Genomic DNA, 24160 nt, shown 5'->3' with positions numbered 1-24160 from the left:
GGCCTATGATATTAGATCGGATTGTAGCAGCCACGCGCATGCGAGTGGCACAGGAAAAAGAACGGCGCCCGTTAGACGTGGTGCGAAAAGAAGCGATACGTATCGCTCAAGATGAACTGGCTCATGCCAAAGGAGGAACATATTCCTTTCCCTTTGAAGAGGCATTGCGGGCACAGGATATTAATTTTATTTGTGAAGTGAAACAGGCGTCCCCATCGAAAGGACGGATTGTTACAGAATTTCCCTATTGTAAGATTGCCAAGGACTATGAACGAGCAGGGGCAGCGGCGATTTCTGTACTCACAGAACCGTATTTTTTCAAAGGCAGTGCTACCTACTTACAGGAGATAGCCAACATCGTGAGTATCCCCTTGTTGCGGAAAGACTTTATCATCGATGCATATCAGATTTACGAGGCAAAACGAATAGGGGCTTCGGCCATTTTGTTGATTGCCAGCATTTTAGATCTTCCAACATTGCGTGCATTTCGCGAATTGGCAGATTCATTGGGTCTATCTTGTTTGGTGGAAGCGCATAACGAGGTGGAAATAGAACGAGCCGTGCTCTGTGGGGCACGGGTCATTGGGGTGAACAATCGGAATTTAAAAGATTTTACGGTGAACATAGAAAATAGTCTATCCCTTCGTCACTTGGTGCCTGATGATTGTATATTCGTCTCTGAAAGTGGACTCACATCGCCAGAAGATATTGAACAATTACGGGCCCATCACATTCATGCGGCATTAATGGGGGAAGCTTGCATGCGCAGTGATGATAAGGTGGCTTTTTTAGCTCGTTTATATGGTCGTCCTTCGTTAAGTCGTGTTAAATTCTGCGGTATCTCAGAGGTGGAAACGATTCCTCATGTAGTGGCGTGTGGTCCCGACTATATGGGCCTTGTGTTTGCCCCCAGTCCACGGCATGTGTCCATAGAGCAAGCGGTGAAATTGGTACAAGCCTTGCGTCAAGAAGAAATGAACGAAACGGTAGATACGACGTTTAGTAGACCGTCAGGGTCGGTACATGATGGAGGTCGTGATAGATTGCCTCTAGAAACATCAAACTTTCAGAGGGGGCGGAAAACAAACCGAGATAATAGAGCAAAACCGATACAAGTGGTAGGCGTGTTTGTGAATAGTCCTCTCGAGGAGATTGTAGAAACCGTTCGCACCGTGGGCCTTGATGTGGTGCAATTACATGGGGACGAAGAGGAATCGTTTATACGAACGCTGCAAGAGGCGATTCATAAACCAGTGTGGAAAGCAGTGCCACTACGGTGCGCTGACGATGCGAAGCGGTGGGAACAGAGCCATGCGGATATGCTCGTTTTTGATGCTTATGATAGGAGCATGCGTGGCGGTACGGGACAGACATGCAACTGGTCGTGGCTCGCACAGTACCCACGTCCCTATATGCTAGCTGGTGGTTTGAAAACGGACAATGTGGTACGTGCATTGCGGTCATTGCAACCTTTTGGTATTGATGTGAGTAGTGGCATTGAAGTAGATGGTCATAAAGATGGTGAGATCATGCGTGACATGATGCGTATGATTCTATCTTGTAGAGAATAGGAGATATATATGAAAGCGGCAAGTTATAGAATGATAAATGAAAGCTTGATGGATTCTTCTAAGCGAGGAGCAAAACGTCATGGCTATTTTGGAGAATTTGGGGGACAGTTTATACCAGAAACGTTGATGAATGCAGTCATAGAATTAGAAGAAGCCTATAGAACGTACAAGGATGATCCCGATTTTATACGTGAATTAGAAGACATGCATCGTACGTATACGGGGCGACCTTCCCTATTGTATTATGCGAAACGAATGACCGAGGATTTGGGCGGTGCAAAGGTCTATTTAAAGCGAGAAGATTTAAATCATACTGGGTCACATAAACTGAATAATGTTATCGGTCAGATACTGTTGGCAAAACGCATGGGGAAAACGAGAGTGATTGCGGAAACGGGAGCTGGCCAACATGGTGTGGCAACGGCAACGGTGGCTGCATTGATGGGGATGGAATGTGAAATTTTTATGGGGGAAGAAGATACAAAACGACAGGCCTTAAATGTGTATCGCATGGAACTGTTGGGAGCACGCGTTCATGCGGTTACTTCTGGAACGGGTACCCTTAAAGATGCGGTAAGTGAAGCCATGCGAGAATGGACATCGCGCATAGCTGATACACATTATGTGTTAGGATCCGTCATGGGGGCCCATCCATTCCCTATGATCGTACGGGACTTTCAGTCTATCATTAGTCGAGAAGCGCGAGCACAAATTTTAGAACAAGAAGGGCGATTGCCGTCGGTTGTTATGGCGTGCGTTGGGGGCGGTAGTAATGCGATGGGCATGTTCTATCATTTTATTGATGATGAAGAGGTACAGCTAATCGGTTGTGAAGCGGCAGGCCGTGGCATTCATACAAATCAACATGCGGCGACGATGACGAAAGGAACGAAGGGGATTTTTCACGGTATGAAATCCTTATTTTGCCAGGATGAAGATGGTCAAATTGCACCGGTGTACTCTATTTCTGCAGGACTCGATTACCCGGGTATTGGGCCAGAACACGCCCATTTACAAGCGATGGGACGTGCCACCTACGTACCTGTTACCGATGATGAAGCGGTGCAGGCCTTTGAATATTTGTCACGGATGGAAGGGATTATCCCTGCCATTGAAAGTGCGCATGCAGTGGCATATGCCCTACGATTGGCACCGACTATGAAATCTGATGAAAGTATGATTATTTGCTTGTCAGGTCGAGGTGATAAAGACGTGGCGGCCATGGCACGCTATCGAGGTGTAGACATTCATGAATGAGAATATAGTGAGGAGTGAACATGATATGACCAGTCATAGACCATTAGAAACGGCAAAGCAACGCATAATGGCAGCATTTCGCCATAAAGCATTTATTCCTTTTATTACAGCCGGCGATCCAACGATTAGTGATACGGAGCGCTATATCCATACTATGGCGCAAGCTGGTGCGGATATGATAGAAATCGGCATTCCCTTTTCGGATCCCGTTGCAGAAGGCCCCGTCATTCAACGAGCTAGTGAACGAGCTTTGCAAGGAGGATTGAAAATCGATCATATTTTTGCCATGGTGAAGCGCTTACGCCAAGGCAAAGAACAAAGAGCGGCACTAACGATTCCGCTCATTCTTATGACCTATATAAATCCTATCGTAGTGTATGGGAAAGAACGATTCTTCTCCGCTTGCGCCGATGTGGGTATTGACGGCGTTATCGTGCCAGATTGCCCATTTGAAGAAAAAGGAGAATTGATTGAAGCGGCGCATGCCTGTGGCGTATGCGTGATTTCTATGATTGCGCCTACCTCGAAAAATCGTATTGAAATGATTGCAAGTGAGGCAGAAGGCTTTATCTATTGTGTATCATCCTTAGGCGTTACGGGTATGCGGGGACACATTCAAACTGATTTGCCGACCATCGTATCGACCATTCGCCAATATACGAACATACCGGTAGCAATCGGTTTTGGTATTTCTAATCCAGCACAAGCAAAGACCATGGCCAGTGTTGCTGATGGGGCCATTGTAGGGTCGGCACTGGTGGCTATTGTGGCGGATAAGGGCTCACAAGCGGATGCAGCGATTCATGACTATGTGTCGACTATGAAAGCAGCCGTAGAAGAGGCTAACACATAGTCGATAGGCATACTATGAGTTTAGACCATATGATTCTACCTGAGTTGCTAGGAAAATTTCCTTCGTATAGGGGCGACGTGTTACGTTACCTTGTATCAATATTATTTTTAATACCGAACATCTTTTGTTGTACGAAGATAGGAAGGCCTAACAACTATATCACTTGTGGATGGGTACATAGAACTCTCGTATTGTAGAATGTATGGCAGTTAGGGTAGATATTTCAGGTACTACTTGATGATGACTAGGAATACTTACGATTTGTATGGTAATGAGATACAGTTCGATAAGTATTCACTTGTGGATGGTTATATATAATTGCTTTTATTGTAGGATGTATGACAGTTAGGGTAGATATTTCATGTACTTACTTGATGATGACTAGGAATACTCGCGATTTGTATGGTAATGAGATACAGTTCGATAAGTATTCACTTGTGGATGGCTATATATAATTGCTTTTATTGTAGGATGTATGACAGTTAGGGTAGATATTTCATGTACTTACTTGATGATGACTAGGAATACTCGCGATTTGTATGGTAATGAAATACAGCTTGATAGGTGTGAAATTATGTGGGAAAAACGATAGCTGATTGCTTTCATTTACATAGGATTCCCCTTTTATCCTCTATAGGGCATATGCTATAATAAATAGTAAACGATTAGGAAACATAGGGTAGATACCTAGTCTAATAGCCATAAACGATGCAGGAGGATGTAATGGAACATAAGGAAATTGTTATTGTTGTAGATTTTGGTGGGCAATATAATCAGCTCATTGCTCGTCGTGTCCGTGAAAATCATGTGTATTGCGAAGTATATCCTTACAATAAAGCGTTAGCAAAAATTAAGGAATTGCAACCACAAGGGATTATCTTTACCGGTGGGCCTAGCAGTGTGTATGAAGACAATGCGCCTACGATTGAAGCAGAAATTTTTGACCTAGGTATTCCTGTATTGGGTATGTGCTATGGGATGCAATTTATGGCGCATACATTAGGTGGTAAGGTTACATCGGCAGATCATCGTGAGTTTGGTAAAACAGCAACTACATGCGATACAACTTCTCCTTTATTTAAAGGATTAGAAGAAGAACAAATTGTATGGATGAGTCACGTAGATTATGTGTCTAAGATGCCAGAAGGTTTTACTGAAATTGCTCATACAGAACATTGCCCAGTAGCAGCTATGCAAAACAAAGCACGTAAATTATATGCCATGCAATACCATGCAGAAGTGCTTCATACGGAACATGGAAAAGAAATGCTTCATAACTTCCTCTATGAAGTATGCGGTTGCACAGGTACGTGGACGATGGCGAACTATGCTAAAACAGCCATAGAAGATATTCGTCACACTGTAGGAACAGGCAAAGTATTACTGGCTTTATCTGGTGGTGTAGATAGCTCCGTAGCGGCAGCATTAATCTCTAAAGCAGTGGGCGATCAATTAACTTGTATATTTGTAGACCATGGATTGATGAGAAAAAACGAAGGCGATGAAGTAGAACTGGCTTTCAAAGATCGAGGCATGCATTTTATACGGGTCGATGCAGAAGATAGATTTTTAGGTAAATTGGCAGGCGTTGACGATCCTGAACGAAAACGTAAAATTATCGGGGAAGAGTTCATTCGTGTCTTTGAAGATGAAGGTCGTAAGATTGGATCTGTTGATTTCTTAGCACAAGGCACCATCTATCCCGATGTGATTGAATCGGGGACTGGTGAAGCGGAAGTGATTAAATCGCATCACAATGTAGGTGGTTTGCCAGCAGTAGTGGATTTCAAAGGGTTGATCGAACCATTACGCAACTTGTTTAAAGATGAAGTGCGCGAATTAGGTGAGGAACTAGGCTTGCCTGATTACCTAGTATGGCGTCAACCATTCCCAGGCCCAGGATTGGCCATTCGCGTAATGGGCGATTTAACGAAAGATAAATTGGACATTCTTCGTGAAGCGGATGCTATTTTCCGTGAAGAAATTGCTCGTGCTGGTTTAGAGCGCAGCATCAACCAATACTTTGCGGTACTTACCAATACACGTACCGTTGGCGTAATGGGCGATTTCCGTACCTATGAGTATACACTTGCATTGCGTGGAGTGACCACGACAGACTTTATGACCGCCGATTGGGCACGCATTCCTTACGACGTGCTTGATCTCATATCACGACGTATTATTAATGAAGTGAACCACATTAACCGTATCGTCTACGATATTACATCGAAACCACCAGCTACGATTGAGTGGGAATAGTTAAAAATAGGCTATAAAGCCTTATAAATGGCTGTTTTGTGATTGTTGTGCTTGCACAATACTTGCAAATTTTAGAAATTGGTTACCTGAAGAATAATTTTTAAGGAATACAAAAAGCAACTAAGAGAAAAATCCTAGTTGCTTTTTTGTTTTTTTATCATGTATAAGTTTAATGCTGCTTTCATTGAAACTGCCAATAAATCTGTGGCGATGCTTTTAGCAACCTCTAATGTAAACGGCAGAGTGTTATCGTTAATTATCTTTTTGATAGTATTCCACGTAGTATCTTCTCTCATTGTATCTAAAAAATCATGTCCTTCCCAGGGTAATGAACCAACTGAAAAAAAGTATAATGAGTTAATAGCATACTGGACATTATAGTAATCGGCAAATTTGTAAATAAATCAAATGAGCCTAAAAAGAGCATTGTTAAGGAAATTAGAAGATAGAAAGATGATAAAAAGATTTCTATCAATAATGCGATTAAAAAAGAAATTGAACGATTCTTAGTTGTCAACATATAGGTTACACATTGAGAAGTATTCTTCTTAGTTATCAACACATATGTTACACATTAATAAGTATTCAGATACAACTTGGTTTGGACTTTTGAACCCAAGACTAGTCTTTGCTGTATTATTATATCTTGTTTCATATTTTTCTGCTTGTTTAATTAATTCTTTTTCTCTTGTAAAGACTTTTCTGCCATCCAGCACACTCCATTGCGTTTTAGCATTCGCCGTATTAGGGTAAGTTCTTCTTTTGTATGTGCATTAGGACTGCTTTTTAGATATGTAAGTAGTGTAAACCAAATTACTAAACGAGTTAATTCGACTGGTGTTATCTATAGTGATGACATCAAAGGTATGCAATCCTAAATTGAGCACCTATCAAAAGAAATATGGAATATACATTCTTTGTTGGTGAAAAGGATGAAGTGTATGTCATAAAATATTCTCAGGCTTTGAAAAGAACTCCAAAAATATTATAATATCTATAGAAAAACTTCATAAACTTATAGATGAGAGGTAATTATATGAAAGTTAGCTATAACGGATTGTGGAAAATTTTAATAGATAAAAATATGAACAAAAAAGAACTAACAGAAGTTTGCGAACTATCTCCTGCAACAGTATCTAAAATGGGAAGGGGAGAGTTTGTAAGTATGGATGTTTTGTACCGTATAGGAACAAAACTTGATGCAGATTTTGGAGATATGGTTTCAATTATTAGAGAGCCTAAAGATGAATAATAAACTTGAGGTGACAAAATGGAACCTCAAGATAGACAATAGTTAACTGGTTACAAATTGTGACTAGTTTAAAGAAATGTAGGAGATATTTATGGCAGAAAGTAAAAGTATTGTCATAGCTGATAATATAGAAATACAGAATATGATTTATTCTGTCAGAGGAAAGCAGGTGATGCTTGATAGCGATCTTGCAGAACTTTATCACGTAGAAACGAGAGTTTTTAATCAAGCGGTTAAAAGGAATATAAATAGATTTCCTGAACATTTTCGGTTTCAATTAACAGAATCAGAATTTAAAAACTTGAGATCACAATTTGTGACCTCAAGTGAAAATGGTAATAAACATGGTGGTAGGCGTTATATGCCATATGTTTTTACCGAACAAGGAATTGCTATGCTTTCTGCAGTGCTTAAAAGCGATATTGCAGTAGATGTTAGTATTAAAATTATAGATGCATTTGTTAACATGCGCAATTTCTTACTTTCAAATAGAGAAATGTTTGCTCGCCTTGATAGAATTGAGCTTAAACAATTAGAAACAGATAAAAAGCTAGAAGAAGTGTTTAACTACATAGCAATAAACACAGAAATAAAACAAAATATTTTCTTTGATGGTCAAATCTATGACGCCTTTAGCTTTATTGTCGGGCTTGTTGGTAAAGCTAAAAAAGAGATAATTCTCATTGATAACTATGTTGATATCAATACACTTAATATTTTATGCAAGAAGAATAAAGGTGTAGACATTATTATCGCAACTGCAGGTAAAGAGAAATTATCGACAAAAGATATCAATAAGTTCAATGCACAATATCCAAAGTTGTCAGTAAAAACTACTACGGATTTTCATGATAGATTTTTAATTATAGATAAAGCGGAAGTCTATCATATTGGAGCATCAATCAAGGACGCAGGAAAAAAGAGCTTTGGAATTACTAAGCTAGAAGATAAAGACTTGATTCAAAGTCTTATAAATAAGGTGAGGTAGAAGTATGGCTAAGAAAGAAATAATGACAGATCTTTGGGTATATGACATGCTTAAAGAAATAGGTGTACAAAATGATTTTTCGGCGCAAGGAAGCACTATAAAAGAAATAGATGAGGCTTTGGCTACTGCTTCGAAGAAGGGGACAGGTAATGTCGGATTTCCAGAATATGTTGGAATAATTAAAGATTTTCTTGTGGTAATCGAAGACAAAGCAAGTTTAAATAAGCATGTTAATAGGAATGAACATGATTTAATCGCCGAAGATATTAAATCCATTACAGATTATGCAGTGAACGGTGCATTATTTTATGGGAAACATTTAGCAAAAAATACAACTTATAAAAAAATAATCGCAATTGGTGTTAGTGGAAATGAAAAAAATCATAGAATTTCCCCTATTTTCGTTGATGAAAGGGGAGAATATAAGGAACTTGATGATGTTGAAACTTTTATATCTTTCAGTAGTGACAATATCAATGAGTATTACGAAAGAGAAATATTAGAAGTCAAAACTAATGATGAATTAAAGACAGAAGAATTGTTAAAAGTTGCCCGTTCCCTTCATGAAGATTTAAGAAATTACGGGAATTTAGAAGATAAAAACAAACCCTTAATTGTTTCTGGCATATTACTTGCATTATCAGAAATTGAACATAAAAATTTTGATATTTCTGATTTGATTGGCGATAAAATAAGAACTGATGGTTCAAAAATATATAAGGCAATAGAAGACAACTTAAAAAGAGCAAATGTTAGTCCTGAAGTTAAAAGAGACAAGCTTCTTAATCAATTCAACATCATAAAAGATAACAACAAAATTAATGAAAAAAACTCTAATCTTGGGAAAACGCCACTTAGATATTTTACAGAGGTTCTATATAACAGTATCTTCACAAATATAAAATATAGTTTATCTACAGAAGATTATATCGGTAGATTTTATGGTGAATTTATGTCATATTCTGGAGGAGATGGGCAGAGTTTAGGTATTATTTTGACACCAAGGCATATTACAGATTTGTTCTGTGAACTACTTGATGTAAAGCCTACAGATAAAGTTTTAGATCCTTGCTGTGGTACTGCAGGATTTCTTATTGCTGCTATGCACCAGATGTTGTCAAAGACGGAAGATGAAAATGAACAATTAGATATTAGAAAGAATAGATTGTTTGGAATTGAACTACAGGATTATATGTTCACAATAGCAACTACAAACATGATATTGCGTGGAGATGGTAAAAGTAATTTAGAAAACCAAGATTTCTTAGCTCAAAATCCAAGCAAAATTCAACTTAAGGGCTGTACAGTTGGAATGATGAACCCTCCGTACTCACAGGGTTCAAAACAGAATCCAGAACTATATGAAATTAATTTTGTAAACCATCTATTAGAAAGTTTAGTTGAAGGAGCAAGAGTTGCAGTGATTGTTCCACAATCAACTTTTACAGGAAAAACAAAGGATGAGCAGAATCTAAAGACAAAAATTTTAAGTAAGCATACACTTGAAGGAGTTATAACTTTAAATAAGAATACATTCTATGGAGTGGGAACAAATCCTTGCATAGGAATTTTTACTGTAGGTATTCCTCATAGTAAAAGTAAGAAAGCTAAATTCATAAATTTTGAAAATGATGGATATGTCGTTAGTAAGCACGTTGGATTGATAGATGATGGTAGTGCAAAGGACAAAAAGCAACATCTTCTTGATGTATGGAATGAAGAAATAGAAGCACCAACAAAATTCTGTGTTTCTACCACAGTTGAAGACACAGATGAATGGTTACACTCTTTTTATTATTTCAATGATGAAATTCCAAATGATGAAGATTTTGAAAAAACTATTGCTGACTACTTAACTTTTGAAGTTAATATGATAACTCATGGGAGAGGATATTTATTTGGTATTGAAGAAAAAAAGGCACAGATAGAAGATGATGTGTTAGAGGTCGCAGAGGATGGTGGTGATTATGTATAAGTATCATTTAGAAGATGTGGAGTGGAGGCAATTTAGCTTATCATCAATTTTTGATATTAAAGATGGATATTATAATAAAAAACCTCCAGTAGAGGGAGGGAGAATACCTTTTTTAAGTGCAACACAATATAACAATGGAATAAGCACTTTCTATACTGAAGAAATAATCTTAGCTTACGACAAAGTAGGGGAAAAAACTAGCAAAGATATAGATAAGAGAATATTTGATGGAAACTGTCTCACGATTACAAATAATGGATCTGTAGGAAATGTATATTATCAAGCAGAAAAATTTACATGTAGTCATGATGTTACTCCTATATATTTAAAAGGATACAAACTAAATAGTAGCCTTGCTAAATTTTTAATTCCAATGTTGGAACAAAGTGGAAAAAGCTTTGAGTATGCTAAAAAGTGGAGACCAAAAAGAATGCGAAAATCAAGTCTTTTATTACCTGTTGATAAACAAGGTAATCCTAACTGGCACTTTATGGAAGAATATATCAAAGAAAGAGAAAACAAGAAAAAGCAAGAGCTAAAGGATTACTATAAAAATAGACTACTTGATTTAGTGATTAGCCCTGAAGTTTTAACTGATGTTGAATGGAGAGAGGTTTTTATAGAAGAGATTGCTGAAATTTATTCTGGAAAAGATATATACGAAAAAGAAAGAACAATGGGTGATACTCCATACATTACAGCTACTGCAAATAATAATGGGATAGGATACTTTGTAGGGAATAATAATAAAACATTAGATTCAGAGTGTATTTCAGTAAACCGTAATGGTTCTGTTGGATATGCATTCTATCATTGTTATGAAGCATTATATGGCAATGATACAAGAAAATTGAAACCATTTAGAAAAAATAAATATACTGCATTATTTATCGCTCACGCAATTACAAGCCAAAAAGATAAGTATGGTTATGGTTATAAAATGGGAACAGGTAGGCTGAAGAGACAAAAAATAATGTTACCAGTTTCTGATGGTGAAATTAATTATGAGTACATGGAAAACTTTATAAAAAATATTGAGAAAAAACAGATAAAAAATGTCTTAAAATACCTTGACGAATATATATATATATATATATATATATATATACATATAATACATAACCATTTTGACAATGTGGATTGGAAAGAGTTTTTCTTGGATGAGATTTGCAATATTAACTCTGGTGTTAGACTTACAAAGGCAAATATGAATGAAGGTAAGACGCCATTTATAGGAGCGACAGATTCTAATAACGGAATTACTAACTTTGTAAGTAATACTAATAAATCATTAGATAAAAATGTGCTTGGAGTAAATTATAATGGAAGTGTAGTAGAAAATTTCTATCATCCATATGAGTGTATTTTCTCTGATGATGTTAAACGCATTTCTTTCAAGGATGATGAGGGACAAAATAAATATTGCTATTTGTTCTTGAAGCAAATGATATTGCAACAGAAAGAAAAATATCGTTATGCTTATAAATTTAATGGAGATAGAATGGCAAGACAAAAAATTATGATGCCAGTGGATGAATTGGGAGATATAGATTTTAAGTTTATGAATCGATATATTGCTTCTAAGGAAATGAAAAATTTAGTAGAAATATTAAAAGATATTTAAAGGATGGTGAATAAATTGAAATTAGGGAAATTAGAGGAAGTTGATATTAGAGAACTCTGGAAGCATGAGCAATATGATTTTTCGGAATGGTTATCTAAAGAAGAAAATATTGAAATGCTAAGCGATGAAATAGGCTTAACATTGATAGAGATAAACAAAGAAGTCTTTGTTGGTTCTTACCGTTGTGATTTAGTTGCAAAAGATGAAACAACGGGGATTAAGGTTATTATTGAAAACCAACTTGAAGCTACTAATCATGACCATTTAGGCAAAATAATAACATATGCTTCCGGATTGGATGCAAATGTTGTGATTTGGATTGTTAAAGAAGCAAGAGAAGAACATAGAAGTGCAATAGAGTGGCTAAATAATAAGACAACTAAAGATATTTCGTTTTTTCTAATGGAAATTCGTGCATATAAGATTGGAGATTCTTTGCCGGCACCGAAATTTGTGGTTATAGAGAAGCCTAATGATTTTGTAAAAACAGCAAACGCCGGTATGGATAGTGGAGAGTTAAGTAAAGCACAGGCTGCAAGATTGAACTTCTGGAATAGATTTAATGAAGTTTTGATTTCAAGAAATAAGCCATTTAATGCAAGAAAAGCTACAACAGATCACTGGTATGATGTTGCACTTGGTACGAGCGAAGCACATATATCAATTACATTAGTAAATAAAATCAATAGCATAGGTATTGAAATTTACATTAATGATAATAAGGAACTTTTTGATAGGTTGTGTTCAGTATCTGGAGAAATACAAAATGAATTGGGATTTAGTATGGATTGGCAAAGATTAGATAATAAAAAAGCTTCCAGAATTATCTACTATATTAGCGGATTAGATTTTGACAATCATGAAAACTACAATGAATTAATTAATGAAGTAATAGATAGAGTTATTGACATTAGGAATGCTTTTAGAAATCGTTTATAGCTGGAGGGTTTAAAATGGGTAGATCAATAACCAATGAGTTACTTGATAAATCAAAAGAAGCAATGGTATCTGCTGTACAAATTTATAACAACCCTTTGATTAAATTTAAGTCTGAGATGTTTATTATCACTGCCATTATTTCTTGGACATATCTTATGCATGCTTATTACAGCAAAGAAAGTATAGATTATAGATATTTTCATATGAGAGGCAAACGGAAAAGATATGATAGGACTAAGAATGGTGCATATAAGCACTGGGAGCTAGAAAGGTGTATTAATGAACAAGCTTCTCCATTAGATAAAGGTACAGCAAATAATCTGAGGTTTTTAATTGGAATAAGACATGAAATCGAACATCAGAAAACGGATAGCATTGATGAATATATTGGAGCTAAACTACAAGCATGCGCATTAAATTATAATAGAGAGATAATCAAAATGTTTGGGAAAAAGCATAGTATAAGAGATAATTTAAGTTTAGCAATACAGTTTTCTCCTATAACACCAGACCAAGAAGAAATATTAAGAAATGAAGCCAATGTTAATATTCCTATTAATGTTAGAAATTTTATAACAGAGTTTGAATCTGATTTAGACGACGAGGAGTTAAAATCTTTATCCTATTCCTATAAAATAGTATATGTACCTGTTTCTGTAAATAGAGCTAATCAAGCAGATAGAGCAATTAAATTCGTACCAGCAAATAGTACTGACGCAAAAGATTTTGAACGAGTATTGTTGAAAAGTGTAGAAAAAAAGAAATATCTTCCTAGTGAAATAGTTAATTTAATGAAAAATGAAGGGTTTTCAAAGTTTTCTATGCATTATCATACACAGTTATGGAAATCATGTGATGGAAGAAACCTTAAATATAATTTTGGTGTATGGGTTTCTAGACAATGGTATTGGTATGAAAATTGGGTTAATGAAGTTAGAGATTATTGCATAAAAAATAAATTTTAGTACCGGTACTGGGACTGGAATGGGACTAAAAATTTAAAAATGTCCTATAATTAGATGGATTTGCTGCTATAAGAAAAAAATAGAATCTAGTATTTTGAACGATTTGGGATATATCGGATGTTTGGAAAAGAAAGAATGGGAATAGTTAAAAATAGGGTATAAAGCCTTATAAATGGCTGCTTTGTGAGTGTTGTGCTTGCAAATTTTAGAAATTGGTTACCTGAAGAATAATTTTCAAGGAATACAAAAAGCAACTAAGAGAAAAATCCTAGTTGCTTTTTTGCTTTTTATCATTTATAAGTTTAATGCTACTTTCATTGAAACTGCCAACAAATTTGTGGCGATGATTTTAGCAACTTCTAATGGAAACGGCAGAGCTTTATCTTTAATTATATTCTTGAAATATTCCACATAGTATCTTCTCTAATTGTATCTAAAAAATCATGTCCTTCCCAAGTTAATGAACCAACTGAAAAAAGTGTAATGAGTTATCAGCATACTGAACATTATAGTAATCGATCAATCCAGCTTCATTTAAAATTTTACAATGATAAGCAATTTGTAAATTATCATAATTCTCTTAGTTGTCAACACATATGTTACATATTGAGAAGTATTCTGATACAACTTGTCTTGGATTGAGGGCTTTTTCCCCTATCATCTTGAGTATTCATTTTCTGCTATATTTCTCGATTTCTCTTAGTTTGATAGTATTTATTCCCGTAGCTTGGAAAATGAATACATTTAGTCAGAATATACTTTATATCAATTTGCACTTATTGCTAGGGGATAAACCATTTATGTGTGCCTAGTTGGAATAACTTTTTAAACAAAGTCTTTGATAAAGCCCTATATGTGCCATTAGGTATCATACCTATATAGGTGATTGGTACAATCAGCCATACATGGTATGATATAGATAATAGTTGTATGAGACAGTCATATTGTACATAGTCATAGGCGTAGAGAGGGGCGACGGAATGGCAAAACGGAAAAGAAATGATGATAAGACGAGAGAGTTTTCAGAGGAAACACCTGTTATAGAGCAGCATAAGGCCCCCCTATCTCGTAGACGAGATGGACATGGGCGCTATGAAAAGAAAAATCAGTATGGGACTTGTATGGAGAAGGATAAAGAAGAATTGCTACATGAGGCGGAAACTCGTTTGCCTATTGTGGCGATTTGTTATGATTTTGATAAAACCTTGTCCCCTAGTGATATGCAGGCCCAAGGGTTTATTCAGTCCTTGGAATGTGAAATTTCTGATTTTTGGAAAGATTCTAATGAACTGGCAGAACGGAATGAAATGGATCAGAATTTGGCCTATATGTATATGATGATACAAAAGGCGCATGGTAAAGTGTTGGTAACGAGAGATAGTTTGCAACGGTATGGCCGACAGGTTACGTTGTTCCCAGGGGTGACTACGTGGTTTCAGCGCATGAATGAGTATGGCAGGCAACATGGAGTCCAGGTAGAGCATTACATTATTTCATCGGGCCTTAAAGAAATGATTGAAGGCACGCCCATTGCCCATGAGTTCACTAAAATTTATGCTAGTTCCTTTTATTATGATCGAGCCGGCGTGGCAGTATGGCCAGCACAAGCAGTTAACTTTACCAATAAAACACAATTTTTGTTTCGCATAGAAAAGGGCACCTTAGATGTGAATGATCAGGCTGTCAATGATTACACTAGTTCGGATGAATATCGTGTGCCCTTCCGCAATATGGTGTATATTGGCGATAGTGACACAGATATTCCTTGCATGAAATTAGTCAACACGAATGGCGGTCATTCAATTGGCGTCTATGATCCTACCTTGCGTGATCGGACAAAAGTATGTCGCATGTTGACGGAACATCGTATTAGATATTTTGCTCCCGCCGATTATTCTAAAGGGTCCGATTTATCCTCGCTGGTGGAATGCATTATTGACCGCACCGCAGTGAATGAACGATTAGAACAAGTTCACTTTGCCTGTCATCGCGATACGGAAGCTTACTGGAAGAAGCAATCGGAAGAGGATAAGGCTAAGAATAAATTGATTAGCCAATTGGAAGATAGTGTTAACTTTGCTAGCACGCATTCAATTATAGAAAAATTATCACACTGGACGACATGGCATGATGCACAGCGACAGAAATTAATTCATATTGCCTTGACGAATACACAGGTGTTGCATATTATCAACGATGAGGATATTGGTGATTTTTATGCTATGATTTGTGAACGGTGCGATACGGAAGAAGCTCAAAAAATAAGGGCCTTATTGGAGGGAAAGAACGCACATACATAGCAATGCTACTGCTAGATTGGTCAATGCTACATCCAGTTAGCTGATAAAGGAGAGAGAATGAAGATTCGTAACGGTACTGAGGCCGATATACAAGCTTGTTTAGCGATTTACAATTATGAGGTGCAACACGGTGTGGCAACGCTTGATCTAACAGAGCGCACACTTTCAGAATGGCGTGTGTGGTTTCGTGAACACCATCAGGATAATCACATCGTGCTAGTGGCGGTGGATGCGGTAGAAACCGTTTTGGGGTATGCTACATTGTCCGCCTATCGCGTGAAAGAAGCTTTTAAAAGTACGGTTGAATTGTCTATCTATGTGCATCCAGAGCACCGACAACAAGGGGTGGCGACGGCATTAATGGAAGCTGTTGTAGGATTGGCACAGGCCGATGAACGTACGCATTTGGTCGTATCCGTTATCACGTCGGGCAATCAGGCGAGTATAGCCTTACATCATCGGTTTGGTTTTACCTTTGCCGGCACGATTCCTGAAGTGGGATATAAAAAGGGGGCTATGCAAAGTATTGATCAGTATTGGTTACGTGTGTAATCAAACGATACGAGTAATCATTGATATATGACATGATTTTTTTACATGTGCTTTTTAGAAAGAGCGCATAGTGAGAGACTCTATTGAACGTAATTGCTTCTTATACATCTAGTATAGGTAGGTTAGCGTTGATGTATAGAGCACCATGTTATAAGGGAAAAGGCACTCTTAGGAACATTTGGGTAGCTTGTTATAGATGATTGGTGTATACTTAAGACATAATCGTAATAAGTTTGCGTATACTATAAGTGAGGTAAGAGCCTTGATGAAGATTAGAAAAGATATGCCCCTAGTGGAGGCGTTAGCGGTGTCTCCCGTGATTCCAGAAATTTTAGTAAATTATGGTATGCTATGCCTATTTTGTAATGCTACAGAAGGTGTATCGGTATTAGAAGCCTGCAAGGGTCATGGCATGACAGAGTCCTATGTAGATGATATGATTGAAGATATTAATGATTATCTAGCGAATATTACGCCAGAAGAATTAGAAAACGCACGAGATTCTATTTATGCTAGTTTTAACACCTATCATGGGCGCATGTAAGTTAGAACTTGTGGTGCTATTCATTAGATGATTGCTATAGAAAATCTCCTTGAATTTTCCACATCTATGCTCATTGCAACTGGTATAGTACGTTTTTTTAGGTGATTTTTCTAGGATCGTAAAACGTTTTTCTTACAAAGTGCTATTAGACATATAAGTAGAAATCAAAGGTATGACCAAGAATAGTGCTGTTAGAATTTTTTATCATATGAGAAGTGCCTAGCTTTAGATAACCATAAAATGGTATGGTGCAGAGTGGTTATAAAAGTTAACCAGCATAAGACGCGACTGATTTATAAGCCACGATATATAGGAAGGTTAACATGATAACCACTATAGCCTATTGTATGGTGACATGTATACATATAGAATAAGGATAAGAAAAGCCCTTATAACACTAGACATAATTGGTGTTATAAGGGCTTATAGTATGTGGGGTGAGAATATGACTCTTAGCGATAGGCAACACGTTCTGGTTGCATGTCGTGAAAGTGTAATCGTTCCTTGGCCGTTTGTTCCCAGTCTGTACCAGGTTTACCATAGTTGGCAAAAGGGTCAATGGATAAGCCTCCACGAGGCGTGAACTTTCCCCATACTTCAATATATTTAGGATCCATCAGACGAATTAAATCTTTCATAATGATGTTGATACAGTCTTCGTGAAAGTCGCCATGATTGCGGAAACTAAATAAATATAATTTCAAGGATTTACTTTCTACCATTTTTTTGTCTGGCACATAGGAAATATAAATGGTGGCAAAATCTGGTTGTTTTGTCATGGGACATAAACTAGTAAATTCGGGACAGTTAAATTTTACAAAATAATCGTTATCAGGATGTTTATTGTCGAACGCTTCTAATACTTGTGGCGCATAATCGGTTGGATAGGTAGTAGTGTGACCTAATCCAGTAACGCCGTGTAATTCTTCTGTAGTTCTTCCAGTGCTCATAATGACCTCTTTCTTGCTGTAGCATATGCGCTTATGACATGAGAAATCTAGGATAGGCTCTGTATGTCATACGTGCATACTATCAATTATCATATTCTATACAATCAATGTACATCTGTGATGGATGCTCAATACTACATAGTAGTACGTGATACTTTATTATACATTATTTTATGAAAGATGGCTAAGGAACTGATTTTTATACGACATAGGCGCTACTTGTAACTACTTGCTATCAGATGGATATCACTACGTATCATAGCGCTGTATGAAGATAGAAAAGTATACAGATAGAAACATATACGGATAGAAAAGCATCAAAATAGAAATGGTTATAGATAAAAATGGATGAGATAGGTAGTGTGTATCGCCCATCTATGATAGTAGGATAGGGTGTCCATGAGAAAGAGCGATAATGAGACCTATAAAAATATTTTACATAGTAGGAAAGACATTGGATTATATGCTATGATATAGGAATATAGATGTAATACAATGAGCACAGAACTTGTATATGGTCTAACTGCGATTCGTAGATATAGTGTTTTTCTATGTATAAGGTATAGGGATAGTAGTGCTTGGTGTACATAAATTGATAGTATGAGGGGTAGTATGAGGCAATTATGGAAAACAATACAATATAATATAAAGCGAGTTATGGAAGTGGATCCAGCCGCCACAACGGTAATTATGGTGCTATGGACATATCCACATATGACAGCATTATTTTGGCATTTTTTTGCCCATCGCTTATACAAGCGAGGCTGGTGTATACTAGCGCGACGCATTGCACTCCATGCGCGCCGTGTTACAGGCATTGAAATTCATCCAGGTGCCACGATAGGACGCGGGTTGTTCATTGACCATGGTATGGGCGTCGTTATTGGGGAAACGGCGATTGTTGGCGATGATGTTACGTTGTTTCATGGCGTGACGCTGGGCGGTATGTCGTCAAAGCGCGTGAAACGACATCCTACAATAGAGGATAATGTACTGATTGGTACGGGCACTAAAATTCTTGGAGATATTACCATTGGGGCACGTACAAAAATTGGCTGTAATTTGGTGATTAAACACGATATTCCTGCGGATATGATTATCTTTGAAACGGATCCAGAAAATATGTATGTGCGAAAACCACAATCGGGAACGATAGAGGCTAACCAATTAGAACGAGCAGAGCATGAATCCTCATTGGCGTCGAAGAAAAAAGAAAACTATATCGAGTATTATATTTGACAACCTATAGTGAGTATGGTATTATAGCAAAGTAAAGCTTGGAGGATTACTCAAGAGGCTGAAGAGGACGGTTTGCTAAATCGTTAGGGCGGGTTACCGTCGCTAGGGTTCGAATCCCTAATCCTCCGCCATGCTTTTTTTACAACTGAATGAAATATGCAGCGTAGCAAAACCTTGTACATACTTGGTTTTGCTATTTTTATAGGAAAAATAGAAGTCACCTAACTTTCATAGTAGTGAAATAGAGTATAATAGAGCATATCGATATGAGGAATGTTCTTTTGTCAGATTGCGTACCTCATGGTAGTATAGATACAGGGATGGTACATAGCAGTAGAGAGAACGTGAGGGACGTATATGAGTACAACGGTAGGAATTATAGGATTAGGGCTATTAGGTGGTTCTATGGCAAAGGCCTTACGAGCGTTTACCGATTATGAGGTGATCGGCTATGCGCGGCGACAAGAAGTGTGCGATGCAGCATTACTCGATGGGTGTGTCAGTAGTGCCTCTACGAATGTAACAGACATAATTGAGAATTCCCACATTGTCGTCTTTGCTTTACCGCCTGATAGAAATGCAAAATTATTTACAGAAACGGCCCATTTATTTCGCCCTGGTATGGTGGTGACCGATGTATCTAGTGCGAAACGTAATTTTGTAAAAGCTGTGTATAATGCGATTCCAGAAGGTGTGCGATTTGTATCCATTCATCCTATGGCGGGATCAGAGCGAGGCGGCTTTGAAATGACCACGAAGGAACTGTTTCGCCATACCACGTGGATTGTATTAGATGATCCGTCTAAGGCGTGTTGGAGTGAACAAGTGGCACAGGAATTGAGTAATATGGGACGCGCTTTTGGGGCCCGTGTAATACATGTGCTGTTAGACGAACACGATGATTACTTAGCTAGTGTGAGCCATATGCCGCACTTGATGGCGGCTACCGTAGCCGTTGTCGGCGGTGGCGGTGAGGATGGCACATTTCGCATGCAATTAGCAGCAGGAGGTTTCCGTGATGTTACTCGCATTTGTGCAGGCAATCCAAGTATGTGGAGAGAAATTTTGCGAGGCAATCGGGAGGCGGTCCTTCGTGAGTTGACCGAGGTGGAAACACAAGTGGCTAGATTGAAAGAATTGCTAGTGGCCGATGATGAAGGACGCGGGTTAGAAGAATATTTGCGCAAAGCGAAAGCGATTAGAGATACATTTACAGAGTTAATGGTCAAGTAAAGACGTAGAGGAGGACTTATGAGTACGTTTAAAGAAACATGTGCAGCGATTACAGCGCGCAATAGAGATATTGAAACCGCCATTAAAGAGGAATGGCAACAAAGAGATTGTGTAGAAGCGTATGGTAAATTAGTACCCATGGTAGCACAATATGGGGCGGCGACGGAGCAAGTGTCGCCGATGCCACCGAAACGATGTATGATTATTGCCTCGGCAGATCACGGTATTGCCAAATTAGGGGTTAGTGCCTATCCTATTGAAACAACGGTAGGCATGACACAAAACTACTTAATCCCTAAAGGAGCAGGCGCCAACGCACTGGCTAACTACTGTGAAGCGGATATGGAAGTCATCGATATGGGAGTAGCTGCTGATATGTCGTGGGTGCCAGGATTACGCTCGTGCAAGTTAGGTATGGGAACTCATAATTTTCTAGAAGAACCAGCTATGACGAAGGAGCAAGCTATTAAGGGCATCGAAGCAGGCATTCAGTTGGTAGAAGAAAAACATAGTGAAGGATATAACGTATTTTTAGTGGGAGAAATGGGAATTGCCAATACTACCTCTAGCGCCTTAATGACGGCTAAATTTGCGGGCCTAACAGCTGACGAAGCAACAGGACGAGGCAGTAATATTTCCGATGAACGATTGAAATTGAAACAACGGGTAGTGCATGACACGTTGGTAAAATACAAGGACATTCCATCAACAGATGGATTGGGCATCCTGGCGGCCGTAGGTGGTTTTGAATTTGCTTGCATTGTGGGGGTTATCTTGGGTGCTGCTGCCCATAAATGCATGGTGATTATTGACGGATTTAATACGACTGCTTGTGCCATGGTAGCGCATTCCTTAGCACCTATGTCTATGGATTATGTGATGGCTTCTCATTTATCGGCTGAAAAAGCTCATAAAAATGCGTTGGCCAAGATGGGTCTAGCCGCCTATGTGGATTTGGGCCTTTGCTTAGGTGAAGCATCGGGTGGTTCTATCCAAATGGGCATGTTAGATTTAGCAGTACACATGTATAGAACTATGAAAGGGGTATAATGATGGCACAGAGCATACCTAATACAATAGAATGGAATCGTGATGGCATGACGGTAGGCACACTTGATAGAGAGGCAATGAAAGCATGTCGTGAACGAATTGATAATTTAACGAAACCGATTTATAGTTTGGCACAATTAGAGGTTATCGCTGAACGATTAGCAGGCATTTATAAAGTACCAAAACCGCATGATTTACGATATGGAGTAATTCTGTTCTGTGCAGATCATGTAGGACCTACATCGAATATGGCACATAGTTTACAGCGCGTAATGCGCTTTCACGAAGGACGTACAGCCACACAGGGGGGCGCTAGTAAATTGAAAGCCCCTGTGTATGTAGTGGATGTAGGCCTTGGGTGTGACACATCTGACTTGTCGACCATTGCTACTATGCCCGTTGTGAAAGGACGAGGTTCAGGAGAACAGGCACTATCCAAAAAGGAGTGTCAAGAAGCGATAGCCGTCGGTGTGTCATGGGCTAAGCGTTTGCACAGAGAGGGCATCGAAGCCGTTTCTCTAGGACATATTGGCGAAGGCGCCTATTTAGGAGCGTTACTGGTTACGGCAAAGGTAACAGGGGTTGCAGTAGATACGCTACTCGCTGCGTATCATAAGAAACTAGAGATAGACAATGATAGTACTTATATAGATACATCTGTGATGAATGAAACAGCAGATACCATAGACGATATAGTGCGTCTAGCTGGAGCAGATATAGCAGCCTTAGTGGGATTTGTACTAGGTGCAGCGGCTTGCCGAATGGCGATTGTGTTTGATAATGCTATAACAGGGGCAGCTGTCGTAGCGGCTACGGCGATAGAACCTAATGTAATAGAGTATGTATTCCCATCTGCCGCTTATGATGATGCGGTGCATCAAGAACAAATGAAGTATTTACAGATGAAACCTTATTTATACTATGATGTATCGATTGATGAAGGACTAGGTGCTACTATGGGATTATCAATCCTCGACGCATCTATGCATATGCTTAACGATATGAAAACTTTTGTGGAAGCAAATGTAGCGGCCGCAGAAGATGGACCAGGTAATGAACGACAAGAAAACCCAGATAATTATAAAAAGGGCAAAGCGTAAACTTAGGATATAGTAAGCAGTGTAAACGTAGTATAGTGGGGAACTAGCAAATGAAATTATATGCCTTATGTACTTCTGGTATTAGTGGTAATATGATGGTGGGCGCCTTATTAGATTATGGCGTCCCTTTTGCGTACTTTCAGAAGGAAATTGAAAAATTACATGTAGCAGGATTTGACTATATCTATCAGCCTCGCTCCTATGAGATGAATGGGTGTGAAAGTATGTTACAGACAGTAAGCGTAGACGGTAAAACAGAAGAGATAACTAATGGCAATCATATTACGAATGATGAGAAAGTCCATGCAAGGGGCGACGCGCAAGAGTTTGAAAAAAATCATCATAGACCCATGACTGGACAACGTGATGTGAGAATCGAGGGCACCTTTTTTGATGTTACTTTGCATGCTATTACGCATCAACCTGTATGGGAGCGGACTCTACAGCACTGGGGCAGAACAGTTACTAAAGCAATCGGCGTAGTGCCAATCGTATCGCATGGAGTAAAACGCAATTATGGAGATATTGTGAATATCATTCGCCACAGTAATCTATCTGACTGGGTGAAAGAAAAATCCATAGCCGCATTTACTCACCTAGGTGAAGCAGAAGCTACTGTTCATGGCGTATCTATTGATAAGGTACATTTTCATGAAGTGGGCGCCATTGATTGTATCATTGATATAGTAGGAACGATGATTGGCATGGAATACATAGGAGCCAGTGAATTAGTCATATCGCCCCTACATGTCGGTACGGGTCAAGTGTATTGTGACCATGGGTGGATGCCAGTGCCGACACCGGCTACAGAACAATTATTGCAGGGGGTACCGACTTTTACGACGCACGTTATGGGTGAATTAGTCACACCTACTGGAGCTGCATTAGTGAAAACCTTGGCTACCCATAGTGTGTCTAGCATAGAGGAGATGGAAACATGTCTTACTAGATGCAATGCGATTGGTTATGGCTTTGGATCGCTACATTTACCCATACCAAACGTCTTAGTGATAGGTAGTCATTAAATAAGGAGTATCACTGTCGGTATATAGTAGTTAATTTATACTACATTTTAGTAGTAGGTCGTATTCGTCAAGAAATCGTGTTGTTACTAGAATGCGTATTTTACTATTTTATGGTAGATCCTACTCAGTAAGAAATAGAGTTGTGATTAAATCGCACTGGATATTGTTGTCTCGTGTCTATCGGTGAGTAGGGCTATTTCTGTCATGTTAGCTAGGTGGCTCACGGTGCTAAGATGAATTATTTAGGTGCTTTTCGAGTTGCCGTAACGATAAACATTGAGAATTAGACTAAAAAAGTGTTGACAATGCCTAGGTGATTTGCTATTATTATAAAGCAGTCAAGAACAAGATGTGTAAGTCGGCTTGACAGTCTATAGCGATTGTGTTATGATTGTCTTCGGTTCTGTATGCGGGAATAGCTCAGTGGTAGAGCACCGCCTTGCCAAGGCGGGGGTCGCGAGTTCGAATCTCGTTTCCCGCTCCA

21 protein-coding genes, 2 tRNA genes and 1 pseudogene are annotated in these 24160 nt (G+C 38.4%); 21 read left to right on the top strand and 3 right to left on the bottom strand.

Features of this window, described 5'->3' with window-relative positions; translation table 11 throughout:
- The first annotated feature begins 5 nt into the window (after positions 1 to 5).
- The 4 genes from trpC to guaA all read left to right on the top strand — a co-directional run bounded on the left by trpC (position 6) and on the right by guaA (position 5940).
- Entirely contained in the window at positions 6 to 1571 is a 1566-nt protein-coding gene (trpC, locus tag K357_RS0107290; protein ID WP_028258096.1) for an indole-3-glycerol phosphate synthase TrpC, read from the top strand.
- A 48-nt stretch (positions 1572 to 1619) separates the two neighbouring features.
- Positions 1620 to 2828 carry a tryptophan synthase subunit beta gene (gene trpB / locus K357_RS0107285; RefSeq protein ID WP_028258095.1) on the top strand — a complete coding sequence of 403 codons (1209 nt, stop codon included), beginning with the start codon at positions 1620 to 1622 and terminating at the stop codon, positions 2826 to 2828.
- Positions 2829 to 2853: 25 nt separating this feature from the next.
- Positions 2854 to 3681, top strand: a complete 828-nt coding sequence (trpA, locus tag K357_RS0107280; protein ID WP_051212174.1) for a tryptophan synthase subunit alpha — start codon at positions 2854 to 2856, stop codon at positions 3679 to 3681.
- Between the two features lie 723 nt (positions 3682 to 4404).
- Positions 4405 to 5940 carry a glutamine-hydrolyzing GMP synthase gene (guaA, locus tag K357_RS0107275; protein WP_028258093.1) on the top strand — a complete coding sequence of 512 codons (1536 nt, stop codon included), beginning with the start codon at positions 4405 to 4407 and terminating at the stop codon, positions 5938 to 5940.
- A gap of 134 nt (positions 5941 to 6074) precedes the next feature.
- Here the strand turns inward: guaA and K357_RS10120 are convergent, their stop codons facing one another.
- Entirely contained in the window at positions 6075 to 6341 is a 267-nt protein-coding gene (locus K357_RS10120; RefSeq protein ID WP_081658430.1) for a DUF2513 domain-containing protein, read from the bottom strand.
- A 635-nt stretch (positions 6342 to 6976) separates the two neighbouring features.
- Between K357_RS10120 and K357_RS0107265 the strand changes: the two genes are divergently transcribed.
- From K357_RS0107265 to K357_RS0107235, 7 genes are all read left to right on the top strand, one after another.
- Entirely contained in the window at positions 6977 to 7192 is a 216-nt protein-coding gene (locus K357_RS0107265; protein ID WP_028258092.1) for a helix-turn-helix domain-containing protein, read from the top strand.
- 91 nt (positions 7193 to 7283) lie between these two features.
- Positions 7284 to 8180: an ORF6N domain-containing protein gene (locus tag K357_RS0107260; protein WP_028258091.1), complete on the top strand. Its 897-nt coding sequence runs from the start codon at positions 7284 to 7286 to the stop codon at positions 8178 to 8180.
- A 4-nt stretch (positions 8181 to 8184) separates the two neighbouring features.
- On the top strand, positions 8185 to 10155 hold the full coding sequence (locus tag K357_RS0107255; protein WP_028258090.1) for an HsdM family class I SAM-dependent methyltransferase: 1971 nt from the start codon (positions 8185 to 8187) through the stop codon (positions 10153 to 10155).
- Complete coding sequence (locus K357_RS0107250) at positions 10148 to 11779, top strand: restriction endonuclease subunit S (RefSeq protein WP_028258089.1); 1632 nt, start codon at positions 10148 to 10150, stop codon at positions 11777 to 11779. Before K357_RS0107255 ends, K357_RS0107250 begins: the two co-directional genes overlap by 8 nt.
- Positions 11780 to 11794: 15 nt before the next feature.
- Positions 11795 to 12718 (top strand): DUF4268 domain-containing protein, encoded by a 924-nt coding sequence (locus tag K357_RS0107245; RefSeq protein ID WP_028258088.1) that lies wholly within the window; start codon positions 11795 to 11797, stop codon positions 12716 to 12718.
- Between the two features lie 14 nt (positions 12719 to 12732).
- The gene (locus K357_RS0107240; protein WP_028258087.1) at positions 12733 to 13683 is read left to right on the top strand and encodes a DUF3644 domain-containing protein; all 951 of its coding nucleotides are present in this window, start codon (positions 12733 to 12735) and stop codon (positions 13681 to 13683) included.
- A gap of 196 nt (positions 13684 to 13879) precedes the next feature.
- On the top strand, positions 13880 to 14098 hold the full coding sequence (locus K357_RS0107235; RefSeq protein ID WP_028258086.1) for a hypothetical protein: 219 nt from the start codon (positions 13880 to 13882) through the stop codon (positions 14096 to 14098).
- Here K357_RS0107235 and K357_RS10115 read toward each other — a convergent pair.
- On the bottom strand, positions 14073 to 14168 hold the full coding sequence (locus K357_RS10115) for a DUF2513 domain-containing protein (protein WP_071838054.1): 96 nt from the start codon (positions 14166 to 14168) through the stop codon (positions 14073 to 14075). The two genes, K357_RS0107235 and K357_RS10115, sit on opposite strands and share 26 nt — an antisense overlap.
- Positions 14169 to 14804: 636 nt before the next feature.
- Between K357_RS10115 and K357_RS10050 the strand changes: the two are divergent.
- The 3 genes and pseudogenes from K357_RS10050 to K357_RS09150 form a co-directional block, all read left to right on the top strand.
- Positions 14805 to 15683 (top strand): annotated as a pseudogene (locus K357_RS10050) (HAD family hydrolase); the annotation flags it as partial.
- Positions 15684 to 16040: 357 nt separating this feature from the next.
- On the top strand, positions 16041 to 16535 hold the full coding sequence (locus K357_RS0107225; protein ID WP_028258084.1) for a GNAT family N-acetyltransferase: 495 nt from the start codon (positions 16041 to 16043) through the stop codon (positions 16533 to 16535).
- A 265-nt stretch (positions 16536 to 16800) separates the two neighbouring features.
- Positions 16801 to 17079 (top strand): DUF1858 domain-containing protein, encoded by a 279-nt coding sequence (locus tag K357_RS09150; protein WP_051212169.1) that lies wholly within the window; start codon positions 16801 to 16803, stop codon positions 17077 to 17079.
- Positions 17080 to 17531: 452 nt separating this feature from the next.
- On the opposite strand, the gene queF is transcribed toward K357_RS09150, so the two are convergent.
- Complete coding sequence (gene queF / locus K357_RS0107215; RefSeq protein WP_028258083.1) at positions 17532 to 18029, bottom strand: preQ(1) synthase; 498 nt, start codon at positions 18027 to 18029, stop codon at positions 17532 to 17534.
- A gap of 612 nt (positions 18030 to 18641) precedes the next feature.
- On the opposite strand from queF, the gene epsC reads away from it, so the two are divergent.
- From epsC to K357_RS0107180, 7 genes are all read left to right on the top strand, one after another.
- Positions 18642 to 19268 carry a serine O-acetyltransferase EpsC gene (gene epsC, locus K357_RS0107210; RefSeq protein WP_425314974.1) on the top strand — a complete coding sequence of 209 codons (627 nt, stop codon included), beginning with the start codon at positions 18642 to 18644 and terminating at the stop codon, positions 19266 to 19268.
- Between the two features lie 40 nt (positions 19269 to 19308).
- Positions 19309 to 19399 (top strand) — tRNA-Ser (locus K357_RS0107205).
- Between the two features lie 226 nt (positions 19400 to 19625).
- Complete coding sequence (locus K357_RS0107200; protein ID WP_028258081.1) at positions 19626 to 20501, top strand: prephenate dehydrogenase; 876 nt, start codon at positions 19626 to 19628, stop codon at positions 20499 to 20501.
- An 18-nt stretch (positions 20502 to 20519) separates the two neighbouring features.
- On the top strand, positions 20520 to 21551 hold the full coding sequence (locus K357_RS0107195; RefSeq protein WP_028258080.1) for a nicotinate-nucleotide--dimethylbenzimidazole phosphoribosyltransferase: 1032 nt from the start codon (positions 20520 to 20522) through the stop codon (positions 21549 to 21551).
- 2 nt (positions 21552 to 21553) lie between these two features.
- Entirely contained in the window at positions 21554 to 22651 is a 1098-nt protein-coding gene (locus K357_RS0107190; protein WP_244869389.1) for a nicotinate-nucleotide--dimethylbenzimidazole phosphoribosyltransferase, read from the top strand.
- Positions 22652 to 22701: 50 nt separating this feature from the next.
- On the top strand, positions 22702 to 23676 hold the full coding sequence (gene larC, locus K357_RS09420; protein ID WP_028258078.1) for a nickel pincer cofactor biosynthesis protein LarC: 975 nt from the start codon (positions 22702 to 22704) through the stop codon (positions 23674 to 23676).
- A 409-nt stretch (positions 23677 to 24085) separates the two neighbouring features.
- Positions 24086 to 24160 (top strand) — tRNA-Gly (locus tag K357_RS0107180).

It is taken from the genome of Veillonella montpellierensis DSM 17217, from assembly GCF_000426745.1.
Classification (GTDB): domain Bacteria; phylum Bacillota; class Negativicutes; order Veillonellales; family Veillonellaceae; genus Veillonella; species Veillonella montpellierensis.
Note: the sequence above shows the minus strand (reverse complement) of the source record. Positions and strands in the feature narration are given on the sequence as shown.

What these genes read in the sequence shown, in the direction of transcription:
- trpC (WP_028258096.1), top strand. Translation starts at nt 6, where the DNA reads ATGATATTAGATCGGATTGTAGCAGCCACGCGCATGCGAGTGGCACAG.
- trpB (WP_028258095.1), top strand. Translation starts at nt 1,620, where the DNA reads ATGGATTCTTCTAAGCGAGGAGCAAAACGTCATGGCTATTTTGGAGAA.
- trpA (WP_051212174.1), top strand. Translation starts at nt 2,854, where the DNA reads ATGACCAGTCATAGACCATTAGAAACGGCAAAGCAACGCATAATGGCA.
- guaA (WP_028258093.1), top strand. Translation starts at nt 4,405, where the DNA reads ATGGAACATAAGGAAATTGTTATTGTTGTAGATTTTGGTGGGCAATAT.
- K357_RS0107265 (WP_028258092.1), top strand. Translation starts at nt 6,977, where the DNA reads ATGAAAGTTAGCTATAACGGATTGTGGAAAATTTTAATAGATAAAAAT.
- K357_RS0107260 (WP_028258091.1), top strand. Translation starts at nt 7,284, where the DNA reads ATGGCAGAAAGTAAAAGTATTGTCATAGCTGATAATATAGAAATACAG.
- K357_RS0107255 (WP_028258090.1), top strand. Translation starts at nt 8,185, where the DNA reads ATGGCTAAGAAAGAAATAATGACAGATCTTTGGGTATATGACATGCTT.
- K357_RS0107250 (WP_028258089.1), top strand. Translation starts at nt 10,148, where the DNA reads ATGTATAAGTATCATTTAGAAGATGTGGAGTGGAGGCAATTTAGCTTA.
- K357_RS0107240 (WP_028258087.1), top strand. Translation starts at nt 12,733, where the DNA reads ATGGGTAGATCAATAACCAATGAGTTACTTGATAAATCAAAAGAAGCA.
- K357_RS0107225 (WP_028258084.1), top strand. Translation starts at nt 16,041, where the DNA reads ATGAAGATTCGTAACGGTACTGAGGCCGATATACAAGCTTGTTTAGCG.
- K357_RS09150 (WP_051212169.1), top strand. Translation starts at nt 16,801, where the DNA reads ATGAAGATTAGAAAAGATATGCCCCTAGTGGAGGCGTTAGCGGTGTCT.
- queF (WP_028258083.1), bottom strand. Translation starts at nt 18,029, where the DNA reads ATGAGCACTGGAAGAACTACAGAAGAATTACACGGCGTTACTGGATTA.
- epsC (WP_425314974.1), top strand. Translation starts at nt 18,642, where the DNA reads ATGAGGCAATTATGGAAAACAATACAATATAATATAAAGCGAGTTATG.
- K357_RS0107200 (WP_028258081.1), top strand. Translation starts at nt 19,626, where the DNA reads ATGAGTACAACGGTAGGAATTATAGGATTAGGGCTATTAGGTGGTTCT.
- K357_RS0107195 (WP_028258080.1), top strand. Translation starts at nt 20,520, where the DNA reads ATGAGTACGTTTAAAGAAACATGTGCAGCGATTACAGCGCGCAATAGA.
- K357_RS0107190 (WP_244869389.1), top strand. Translation starts at nt 21,554, where the DNA reads ATGGCACAGAGCATACCTAATACAATAGAATGGAATCGTGATGGCATG.
- larC (WP_028258078.1), top strand. Translation starts at nt 22,702, where the DNA reads ATGAAATTATATGCCTTATGTACTTCTGGTATTAGTGGTAATATGATG.